Origin of the sequence: Streptomyces sp. NPDC047453 (genome assembly GCF_040643155.1) — a bacterium.
Taxonomy (GTDB): domain Bacteria; phylum Actinomycetota; class Actinomycetes; order Streptomycetales; family Streptomycetaceae; genus Streptomyces.
Window position 1 is genome coordinate 35,807 of record NZ_JBEYTS010000059.1, and the last position, 6,299, is coordinate 42,105.

Genomic DNA, 6,299 nt, shown 5'->3' on the forward strand with positions numbered 1-6,299 from the left:
CGCCCTCCGGAGACCAAAACGTTTTTGTTTCTCTGACCTCGGGCTATTGACGTACCCAAAACGCTTTGGGCACTGTAGCGCACTACCGGTTCCCCGGCCCTTCCCCTAGGAGCTCCATGCGCACCATCCGTACCCTCGCCGTGCCCGCACTCAGCGCCGCACTGCTCGCGGCCCTCACCGCCTGCGGCGGCTCTGTGTCCGGCGACGGTGACTCCACGACCCACACCACCGACTCCAAGGGGTCCCGCAGCTACGGCCAGTGCAAGGTGACCGGTGTCCGCGGCTCGATCCACCTCAAGACCGTCGAGAAGGACACCCTCACCGTCGTCGGTGACCTGCCCAGCCCCGGCTGGTGGAACGGTGACACCGTCCGCCAGATCGACAGCGGCTACGAGTACTGCATGGCCGCGAACCTCGCCTACCGGGCCGACCTGCCCAAACTCACCGTGCGCAACGTGTCCTTCGACGCCCTCGTCGCCGGCAAGGTCCGCAACTTCGATCTGGCGCTCGCGGAGATCTCCATCACCGACGCCCGCCGCAAGGTCGTCGACTTCTCCGCCCCCTACTTCGCCTCCAACATCGGAGTCCTGGTGAAGTCCGGCTCCAAGGTCACCCAGGACAACATCGCGGACATGCAACTCGGTGTGAAGCAGGGCACCACAGGCGCCGACTTCGTCAACCAGCACCTGCACCCGAAGAAGCCGCCGAAGGTGTTCGCGGGAGACGTCGAACTGCAGGCCGCCGTCCAGGCCGGCCAGATCGACGCCGGGCTCACAGATGTCGCGATCGTGCTGGGCAAGGCACACGAATCCCAGGGCAAGCTCAAAGTGATCGGCCAGTACGAGACCGGGGAATCGTACGGAGCGCTCTACCCGAAGGGCAGCGCGAACGCCTCCACCCTCGACGGGGCCATCGAGGCGATGAAGAAGGACGGAACGCTGGCCCAGCTCTCCTCGACCTACCTGGCCAAGGCCTTCGGCGGGGACCCGGAGACGATCCCGCACTGGAGCGCCAAGTGACCGTGACCTCCAGCCTGTTGACGACGGAGCGCAGCGAGCCGTCGAAGAGCGCGCCGCCCCGGCCGGCCCTGCCGCTCGCCGCCGCCGCGGTGGCGGCCGTCCTGGCCACCGCGGCGCTGACCGCCGTCACCGCCGCGTCCGTCAGCCGGGTACTGCCCGGTGCCGGCACTTCGGTGGTCCTCGGCGCCGTCGTGGTGGCCGCCGCGGTGCTTACTCTGCTCAGGCCCGCGTTGCGAGCGGTGCGCTCGGCACGTACCGCCGCCGCGGCCTGGACCGAACAGCGGCGGACCGATGCCCGCCGGGCCTCATCCGAGGCGCGCGAAGACGCCTGGACCACCCTGGGCTGGTGCCTGGCCGCCCTGGTGCTGCTCGGCGTGGTCTGGTTCCTGTGCACCAACGACCGTGCCGTCCAACGCACCTTCTTCGACGGCCGCGTCATGGGCATCAGCTTCCAGGAGACAGCGTCCGCCTTCGGCACCAACCTCTTCATCGCCGTCGTCGCGCAGGTCCTGATCCTCGCTTGGGGACTGGCACTGGCCCTCGCCCGGATGGCACCGGGCCGGGCTGGCCGCCCGCTGCGCCTGCTGGCGACCACCTACATCGACGGCTTCCGCGCCGTCCCGGCGATCATCATCATCTACCTGATCGGCTTCGGACTGCCGCTCGCCGAAGTGCCCCTCCTCAGTTCACTCAGCCCGGTCTGGTTCGCGATCCTCGCACTCACCCTCACCTACGGCGCGTACGTCGCCGAAGTCTTCCGGGCCGGCATCGAGTCCATCGCCCCGGGCCAGAGCGCCGCAGCCCGCTCCCTCGGCCTCTCCCAGAGCGCGACACTGCGACACGTGGTGCTGCCCCAGGCAACCCGTCGCGTCATCCCGCCGCTGCTCAACGACTTCATCAGCCTGCAGAAGGACACCGCCCTGGTGAACGTCATCGGCACGATCGACGCCTTCAACCAGTCGAAGATCTTCGCATCGAACCACTTCAACCTATCTTCGGTCACCGTGGTCGCGGCCCTCTTCGTCCTCATCACGATCCCACAGGCCCGACTGGTGGACCGACTGGTCGCCCGGGAGCAGCGGCGCGGCAAGGGAGCCTGACATGGCATTCATCGAGATCGACGCGGTGCACAAGAGCTACGGCGACACCCAGGTACTGCGTGGCATCGATTTGGACGTCGAACAGCACCGGGTGGTGACCCTGATCGGCGCCTCCGGCAGCGGCAAGTCGACGCTGCTGCGGTGCATCAACGGCCTGGAAGACATCAGCGCAGGCGAGATACGGGTCGGCGGCGATGTCGCGACCGGCCGCGGCACCGACGTGGACCGGCTTCGCCGCGATGTCGGCATGGTCTTCCAGCACTTCAACCTCTTCCCGCACATGAACGTCCTACGCAACGTCGCCCTCGCACCGATACGGGTAGCGGGAATGCCCCGCGCCGAGGCAGAGGAGCGGGCCCGCACACTCCTCGCCCGCGTCGGCCTCGCCGACAAGGCCGACCGCATGCCGGATCAGCTCTCCGGCGGACAACAGCAGCGCGTGGCCATCGTGCGCGCCCTGGCCACACAGCCGCGTGCCCTGCTCCTCGACGAGATCACCTCCGCCCTCGACCCCGAACTCGTCGCCGAAGTCCTCGCCATCGTCCGTGAACTCGCAGGCGACGGCATGACCATGCTGCTGGCCACCCATGAGATGGGCTTCGCCCGGGAGGTTTCACACAAAGTGTGCTTTCTGCATAAAGGCGTCCTGTTGGAGGAAGGTCCCCCCGAGCAGATCTTCGGCGACCCACAGGAGGAACGCACCCGTGCTTTCCTGCGCCGCATCGTCGAGGCGGGGCGGCTGTGAGCGCGCCACGCGTGCTCGTCGTGGAGCACGAGAACGGCACGGGCCCGGCCCAGGTCGGTGAACGTCTCACCGCACAGGGACTGGTCCTCGACCTGTGCCGCCCCTGGGCGGGCGACGCCCTTCCCCAAGAACTGGACGCCTACGACGGAGTCCTGGTCCTCGGCGGATCCATGGGCCCGTACGACGAGGAACAGGCCCCCTGGCTGCCCGCAGTGTGCGAACTGCTGCGCCAGGCAGTGGCACGAGACCTGCCCACCCTGGGCATCTGCCTCGGCATGGAACTGCTCACAGTGGCCTGCGGAGGCAAGGTCCAGCACGCCGACCGGCCCGAGGTGGGCCTGTGCGACCTGGCCCCCCTCCGCTCTGCCTCGACCGACGAACTGTTCGCCCCCCTCGCGAACCCGAACATGTCCCTGCACGCAGTGCAGTGGCACTGGGAGGAGACTTCCGTCCTACCCGAAGGCGCCGTCCCCCTCCTCACAAGCGAACGCTGCGCCCATCAGGCCTACCGCATCGGGGCCGCCGTATGGGGCGTCCAGTTCCACCCCGAAGTGCTGGCCGGCGACATCGCCGACTGGGGCACCTCCGACATCGGTCCCCTGAGCGCCCTGGGCCTCGATCCGGCCTCGGTCGTCGCTCACGTGGCACGTGAGGAAGAACAACTGCGCGCGTCGTGGGGCGCCTTCGCCGAACGGTGGGGCGGCATCGTGACAGCCCGCCGATCGGAGCGGGAACACCAGTAACGATGCCAGGGCCGGCGGGAGCAGCGGGGCGATCAGCGATCGGGATCAGCGTTCGGCGCATCTTGAGCACCCGGGCATGAGCAACCGCCGGCCTCGGCCAACGTGCCTACCGGGCTGCCGTACAGGTCCGAAAGGACCGGGTTGTTTGTTGCCGCGGTCACCTTCAGATGAAAGGCGACATCAGCGACAACGAATGCCTCGACGTCGCGTGCGGCAAAGGCTTGTAAGCACGCCTCGCGGTCGGCCGTCATGCCGCGAAGATCGCGCTCGGTCGCGCAGTTCCGCGCTTGGGCGCCGCCGAGCCCGCTCAGCTGCTCTGTCCGCAGCGAACCGGGCGGCCAGTTCCGGGTCCGCCCGGCCCGTCAGCAGCCCGGCCACCAGCCGTCCCATAGACGGGGCCAGCATGTTGTGGCCAGTGGCCAGCACGACCGCCGGGTGGCCGGGGACGCGCCCGATGAGGGGAAGGCCGTCCGGCGTCATCGGGCACGGGCCCATCCACTCCTGCTCACGGCGGTCCCAGCCGGCGTCCGGGAGGTACGGGCGCGCTGCTACCAGCCCACCCACCCCTCAATTCAAGGTAGTTGGCCTCCGAGGAGGCGGCACGGCCCGCAGCAGTTCCCACAGCGGGCGCGAGCCCGCCGCCCACCTCCCGAGCGTCTGGCGGTCCACCACGTGCAGCCGCTGCTGTTCGGCGAACGCCACGGCCGGCGCGGTCACCCTGCCGTTGGTCACGATCACCGCGACGTCCGCCCCCACGGTGTTCCGGGAGATCCCCAACTGCCGGGCCACTGCCCGCGCCGACAGTCCCCCTTCCAGGTACGCGGTGCGAACGGTGTCGGTCTTCGCGGCCGGAACGGCCGGGCGGCGCCCGCCTTTGCCGCCTTTCGCCTCGGCAGCGCGCAGTCCGTCGTAGGTCAGCTCGCGCTGGAGGTCGCGTTGGAGTTCGCCGGCGGCGGCGAGGGTCTGCACCATGAACTTCACGGTGGACAGCAGCTCGCCGGTGCGCGGGTGGCGGGCGGTGAGATCCATCGCGGAGAACGCGCCGTCATGGATACGCAGCGCCACCTGGTCGCGGTGGAGGACGTCGAGCACCGTCCGTACTCGGCGAACGCGGTGCCCAGCGGGGTGGGACGTCCCTCGCGGCCGAACATCCGCAGCAGGTCGTACGCCCGCACTTGGCCGGTGACCAGGGAGCCGACCACCCGGAGCATGTCCGGCCAGTGTGTGGTCACCTTGTTCAGGTTCACCTTGTTGCAGGCCAACGGCTCCAGCGGCCCGTACCCGCCGGTGTCGACGCCGGGCATCTCCGCCCGCCAGAACCTCTGGCCGGTCAAATCACGGAAGCGGGGCGAGAAGTTGTAGCCGAGCAGGGAGAACAGGCCGAACACCATGTCGGAGTTTACTGACTTCGGCGTATTAGGGTTCGTTCGGTCTGTCGAGAGTGAGGCCGGTCCCGGCGAGGAATCCGCCGAGGATGCTGTGCCGGTACTGCAGTGCCTTGAGCCGGCTGCGGAGCAGGGTCTCCAGCTCGCTGAGGGTGCGGGCGGCCAGGTTGGCAAGGCTCCGCTTGATGTGCGCCCACAGGCCCTCGACCGGGTTGAGGTCGGGCGCGTATCCAGGCAGCAGGACCACCGTCAGCCAGTCCCGCTCGTCCACGAGCGCCTGCATCGTCTTCGAGACGTGGGTGCTCAAACGGTCCCACACCACGATCAGCGGGGCCTTCAGCAGCTGGTGGGCGCCGTCGAGCAGGCGGATGTAGTCCGTCTCGCTCAGCGAGCGACGCTCGCTCTTGCGGCCAGTATGACGTCGCAGCCGGTAGCACAGGCGGGCGGGCAGGCCCGGCCTGAAGCACAGCAGCCCGGCCACCGACAGGCGGCCACGGCTGCGGCCGGAAACACGCACCGTCGGGGTGATCCCGCGCCGGCCCCAGGTGCGGCCCTTGGGCGGCCGGCCGGTCACGCCTGCTTCGTCCTCGAAGCAGATGAACGCGCCGGTCGCCGCCCGGAGGGTTTTACCTCTTGCCAGGTCGCCTCCCGCCATGCGGTGACCGCGCCTTCGTCGCGTTCGGTCGCAGGCCGGGCGGGCATCTGCACGCTGTAGCCCATCCGGTGCAACAGCCGGGTCACTCCGGAGACGCTGTAGGAGATGTGGAACTTCCGGCCGATCAGCATGCGTACCCGGGCGGCGGTCCACACCTGGTCATCACTCCAACCGTGCGAGGCCGGCCCCTCCTCCAGCCAGGCGGCGAGTTTGGCCTGCAGGTGCGGGCCGAGCCTGCAGTCGTATCCCGAGGGGCCCTTGGAGCGCAGCCCTTCCCGACCGCCCGACTCCCAGGCACGGCGCCACTGGTAGACCGACTTCTCGCTCACCCGTAACTCCCGGGCGATGCACGGGACTTTCATGCTCTCCTCGAAGAGGTCCGCGGCCCGCATTCGTACCTCTTCGCGGCGCTTGCGCTGCCCGGCGGTCAGCCCGCCCCCGTCTGGATACCGCATGCCTCCGGCGTACCAGTCATGGTGGGCTCCGTCACCGGGTTCGACGAAGAGACCTCAAGACGCCGAAGTCAGTATGTGGACAGTTTCAATGGACCTCCCAGTTGAGGTTCCCCTCGTAGCGTGAAGACCGTGACTGCAGGGGAAGTTGGGGTCATGGCAGAGAAGCGCCAACGGTACGACGCGGAGTTCCGCGAGGG

At 68.8% G+C, this 6,299-nt stretch carries 8 protein-coding genes and 2 pseudogenes; 4 read left to right on the forward strand and 6 right to left on the reverse strand.

Going from position 1 to position 6,299, the window contains the following annotated elements:
* The first annotated feature begins 116 nt into the window (after nucleotides 1–116).
* Genes ABZ818_RS32795 through ABZ818_RS32810 form a run of 4 tightly spaced genes read left to right on the forward strand, consistent with a single transcriptional unit; the run spans nucleotide 117 to nucleotide 3,607 of the window.
* On the forward strand, nucleotides 117–1,019 hold the full coding sequence (locus ABZ818_RS32795; protein ID WP_361422734.1) for an ABC transporter substrate-binding protein: 903 nt from the start codon (nucleotides 117–119) through the stop codon (nucleotides 1,017–1,019).
* Nucleotides 1,016–2,119, forward strand: a complete 1,104-nt coding sequence (locus ABZ818_RS32800; protein WP_361422737.1) for an amino acid ABC transporter permease — start codon at nucleotides 1,016–1,018, stop codon at nucleotides 2,117–2,119. Before ABZ818_RS32795 ends, ABZ818_RS32800 begins: the two co-directional genes overlap by 4 nt.
* A 1-nt stretch (nucleotide 2,120) precedes the next feature.
* Complete coding sequence (locus tag ABZ818_RS32805; protein WP_361422740.1) at nucleotides 2,121–2,864, forward strand: amino acid ABC transporter ATP-binding protein; 744 nt, start codon at nucleotides 2,121–2,123, stop codon at nucleotides 2,862–2,864.
* Nucleotides 2,861–3,607: a type 1 glutamine amidotransferase gene (locus ABZ818_RS32810; RefSeq protein WP_361422743.1), complete on the forward strand. Its 747-nt coding sequence runs from the start codon at nucleotides 2,861–2,863 to the stop codon at nucleotides 3,605–3,607. Before ABZ818_RS32805 ends, ABZ818_RS32810 begins: the two co-directional genes overlap by 4 nt.
* A 32-nt stretch (nucleotides 3,608–3,639) precedes the next feature.
* Here ABZ818_RS32810 and ABZ818_RS32815 read toward each other — a convergent pair whose 3' ends face one another.
* The 6 genes and pseudogenes from ABZ818_RS32815 to ABZ818_RS32840 form a co-directional block, all read right to left on the reverse strand.
* Nucleotides 3,640–3,933, reverse strand: coding sequence for an FCD domain-containing protein (locus ABZ818_RS32815; RefSeq protein WP_361422755.1), 294 nt, complete (start codon nucleotides 3,931–3,933; stop codon nucleotides 3,640–3,642).
* Between the two features lie 58 nt (nucleotides 3,934–3,991).
* Nucleotides 3,992–4,171, reverse strand: a pseudogene (locus ABZ818_RS32820) (FAD-dependent oxidoreductase); the annotation flags it as partial.
* Nucleotides 4,172–4,174: 3 nt separating this feature from the next.
* The gene (locus ABZ818_RS32825) at nucleotides 4,175–4,699 is read right to left on the reverse strand and encodes a restriction endonuclease (RefSeq protein WP_361422746.1); all 525 of its coding nucleotides are present in this window, start codon (nucleotides 4,697–4,699) and stop codon (nucleotides 4,175–4,177) included.
* Nucleotides 4,699–5,004 (reverse strand): annotated as a pseudogene (locus ABZ818_RS32830) (Tn3 family transposase); the annotation flags it as partial. The gene ABZ818_RS32825 and the pseudogene ABZ818_RS32830, both read right to left, overlap by 1 nt.
* Before the next feature lie 19 nt (nucleotides 5,005–5,023).
* Entirely contained in the window at nucleotides 5,024–5,566 is a 543-nt protein-coding gene (locus tag ABZ818_RS32835) for a transposase (RefSeq protein ID WP_361422749.1), read from the reverse strand.
* Nucleotides 5,563–6,102: a winged helix-turn-helix domain-containing protein gene (locus ABZ818_RS32840; protein WP_361422752.1), complete on the reverse strand. Its 540-nt coding sequence runs from the start codon at nucleotides 6,100–6,102 to the stop codon at nucleotides 5,563–5,565. Before ABZ818_RS32840 ends, ABZ818_RS32835 begins: the two co-directional genes overlap by 4 nt.
* Between the last annotated feature and the right edge of the window lie 197 nt (nucleotides 6,103–6,299).

Bases quoted from the DNA above. Each gene is read 5' to 3' on its own strand.
- ABZ818_RS32795 (WP_361422734.1), top strand. From the start codon at position 117: ATGCGCACCATCCGTACCCTCGCCGTGCCCGCACTCAGCGCCGCACTG.
- ABZ818_RS32805 (WP_361422740.1), top strand. From the start codon at position 2,121: ATGGCATTCATCGAGATCGACGCGGTGCACAAGAGCTACGGCGACACC.
- ABZ818_RS32840 (WP_361422752.1), bottom strand. From the start codon at position 6,102: ATGCGGTATCCAGACGGGGGCGGGCTGACCGCCGGGCAGCGCAAGCGC.